The 3,124-nt window shown below is 33.0% G+C and carries 5 protein-coding genes; all 5 read left to right on the top strand.

Annotation, left to right across the window (positions count from 1 at the left end; all coding sequences use genetic code 11):
• Positions 1 to 891 (top strand): MobV family relaxase (mobV, locus tag ACL9RF_RS17670; protein ID WP_422801971.1); only part of this gene is annotated, 891 nt, incomplete at its 5' end.
• A gap of 292 nt (positions 892 to 1,183) precedes the next feature.
• Positions 1,184 to 1,744, top strand: coding sequence for a RepA protein (locus ACL9RF_RS17665; RefSeq protein WP_422801970.1), 561 nt, complete (start codon positions 1,184 to 1,186; stop codon positions 1,742 to 1,744).
• A 31-nt stretch (positions 1,745 to 1,775) separates the two neighbouring features.
• Positions 1,776 to 1,943: a hypothetical protein gene (locus ACL9RF_RS17660; protein ID WP_422801969.1), complete on the top strand. Its 168-nt coding sequence runs from the start codon at positions 1,776 to 1,778 to the stop codon at positions 1,941 to 1,943.
• An 8-nt stretch (positions 1,944 to 1,951) separates the two neighbouring features.
• Positions 1,952 to 2,395 carry a hypothetical protein gene (locus tag ACL9RF_RS17655; RefSeq protein WP_422801968.1) on the top strand — a complete coding sequence of 148 codons (444 nt, stop codon included), beginning with the start codon at positions 1,952 to 1,954 and terminating at the stop codon, positions 2,393 to 2,395.
• Between the two features lie 397 nt (positions 2,396 to 2,792).
• Positions 2,793 to 3,124, top strand: a 332-nt coding sequence (locus ACL9RF_RS17650) for a plasmid recombination protein (protein ID WP_422801967.1), incomplete at its 3' end; no start/stop codon positions are given.

Here is a 3,124-nt window from a genome sequence, read left to right as displayed (position 1 = left end):
TTGACCGGAAGTCACGAAGAAATGAAAGCTATTTTCAAAAGTTCTGAAAAAGCGAATGCATGGGTAAGAGCAAACTATGACTTTGTTTGCAAGGAATTTGGAAAAGAAAACATTGTTCGCTTTACACTTCACTTGGATGAGAAAACGCCCCATATACACGCTGTTGTTGTGCCTTTGACATCTGACGGCCGTTTATCTGCAAAAGAACGTTTCGGAAATCGCAACGATCTTTCAGACAGACAAACTCGTTACGCTGATGGAATGGAGCAATTTGGCTTAAAAAGGGGAGTTGTAGGCTCAAAAGCAAAGCATACATCAGAGGGTTGGTACATAGCGAAACAAAAAGAGGCTGAAAAAGCTATTTTAAACCCATTAGACAGATTGAACTTTTTAGAGCGATTAAATCCTTTGAAAAAGATAGAAGTTTTAACAGAGGGCTTAAAATTGGCTCAAAATCACAAATTTGATAGTGACCAAAAGGCAAAGAGGGAAGAAGCTAAATTATTAGAGCTTCGAGAGAATTATTCACAGCTGAAGAAGAACTATGATAAAATTCTTCGTTCAGAAAGCACTTACAAAGCTCAACAAGACACAATCATTGATAGACTGCAGAAAGATATCAACTATGAAGTAAATCGTCTCTTACAAGGTCGCTTTAACCTACACCAATATACTCCAGAGGAAAGGAAGCAGTTTGCATCGAAAATGATTTTTGAAGTATCTAAAAAACAAAAAGGGGTTAACCAAGAGATTTACGACAAAGCGATGAGTAAAAATGATTTTCACAAAAATCTTACTCAAGCTTTTGAAGTCAGAGCAGAACAGAACCAAGAACGAGAAAACAAAGTAAACTTAAATCAAAATAGAGGTTACTCACCAGGGCGATATTAACCCCTCGCACATCTTCGGCTTACCTCTCTTCGAGCAGGCTTCTGACGCCCTACGGTTGTCTGCTGTTTAGAGAGAAAAAAAGAGGAATAATAAGAAGCTAAGAAGCAAAAAAAAATAAGTATTTGGTTTTTAGTACTTTAGATGTATTCAAATTGTAATCCTAAGCGTGTGAGATTGTAATCCTAAGCGTATTTAATTGTAATATTTTAGCTTAAATATTACAATATTATTTTATTTTAAGTGAAATAATATTGTATATTTGCTTAGTTTAAATTACAATTAAAATGTAAGTATGGAAAATCTAACTCTCTCAAAATTTCAAAAAAACTCTGAAAATCCTTTCATAAAACAAGCAATTGAACAAGTTCAAAAAAATATAGTTAAGAAATATAAAACGGCTACAAACACAGGTGAAAAAGCTATTTTAAAAGCCTATGACGAAAGTACTGGAGAGGTATTAGGACATACCCAATTTATTCGTCAAATCGAAGTAGATGAAGAACAATTTGCTAAGTTTTACTTATCTAATTTTTCGGCTTTTTTTGATTTAAAACCTCAAGCTATAAAAGTTTTTGGATATATATTAACTCAATTAGTTCCAAATCAAGACACATTTTATTTTGAAAGAGAAGAGTGTATGAACTATACAGGCTATAAAAGTGATAAAAGTGTTTTCATTGGATTAGCATCTCTTTTATCGAATGAAATAATAGCTAGAGGTAAAACAGATTATAAATATTATATAAATCCAATGATTGCTTTTAATGGTAATAGAATAACTTTTGCAAAAACATATATAAAAAAGCAAAAAGCTCATAAACCATCAGACCCTAACCAAATGACTTTATTATAATTAGATGCGAGGACATAAAAACGATTTTAGTATGACCTTTTATGACGGAGAGGAAAAAAGGCTATTTCTAGAATTTGTACATGATACAAATAAAGCTATTGAATGGGCTAAGTCAAAAAATATAAATTGGACTCATGCAATGGTTTACAACAGAAGAACAAGAGAAAAAATAGAAAGATTAATTAACAATAAAACGTAAAATTTGAAATGAACCAATCAATTAACGCCCCTAAAAAGAAAAGTAAAGCACTAGGATGTCTAAAAATTTTCATCGGAATTATGATTGTTGGAGCTGTTATAGGATTTATCCAGCAAGCTTTAATGAGTGATGAAGAAAAAGCACAGCAAGAAATTGAACGAGCTTCTGAAAAAGCAAAAAAAGATAGTTTAGACTATGCAGAAGAACAAAATAGAGCCGTACGAATGAAACTCATAAAAGCAGAAATTCATTCTGAAGAACTTCTCAAAAAAACTCTTAAAGACCCTAAAAGTTATGAAAAAATCAATGTTGAATCAGGCTATTCTAAAGACAGTTCAATCGTTGTTAATTTAACTTATAGAGCAACAAATTCTTTTGGTGGATATATACAAGAAGAGAAACAATTTGTCTATTCTAAGGATGGTAAACTTAAAGATATACACAATAAATAAAAACCTTTTATAAAAAACATCTTCACAAAAAATGCCCTGATCTCCGCTATCAAGATAGCTTCGAAGAGGGCATTTGTTTGTTTGATTCAAAGGTACTAACTTTACTCCAAATCAACAACCTTTATCGGTTGTTTTTTTGTCGCTTGTTCGGACCTTTGTTTTTATAAGGTTTCGCCCACTAGACTTTACATTCGCAAAGCTCTGTAAAGTGGGCTCTTGCAGAGGGCTTCAAAGTCCTATTCGGACTTTGCCAAAAACGCTACTAAACCGCAAGCGATTTAATGCATTTTTGAGGTTTGCCTTTTCAAACTTGAAAGGCAAAAAGAAAGGACATTTGTTTGTTTATCTCTCGAAAACATATCCGAGAAATAACCAAACAATTTTAAAAACTTGAATTATGGGATACGCAGTTTTTCACGCATCAAAAGGAAGTGGCGGAGGTGGTAAACTTGGCGCACACATTGACCGAGATAAAAGCCAAAAGCAAACTTTCAAATCAGCAGATCCTGAAAGGGAGCATTTGAATAAAGATTTAATCGATAATCATTATTCAAAGATGAAATTACCAGATGCAATCAATGAACGAATCAAAGAGGGGTATAAGGGGAAAAAAGCACTTCGGAAAGATGCTGTTAAATTTATTCCAATGGTATTGACCGGAAGTCACGAAGAAATGAAAGCTATTTTCAAAAGTTCTGAAAAAGCGAATGCATGGGTAAGAGCAAACTA

It is taken from the genome of Sphingobacterium sp. Mn56C (genome assembly GCF_049319645.1).
GTDB lineage: Bacteria > Bacteroidota > Bacteroidia > Sphingobacteriales > Sphingobacteriaceae > Sphingobacterium.
The sequence above is the reverse complement of the archived record's forward strand: the minus strand, read 5'-3'. Positions and strand labels throughout refer to the sequence as shown.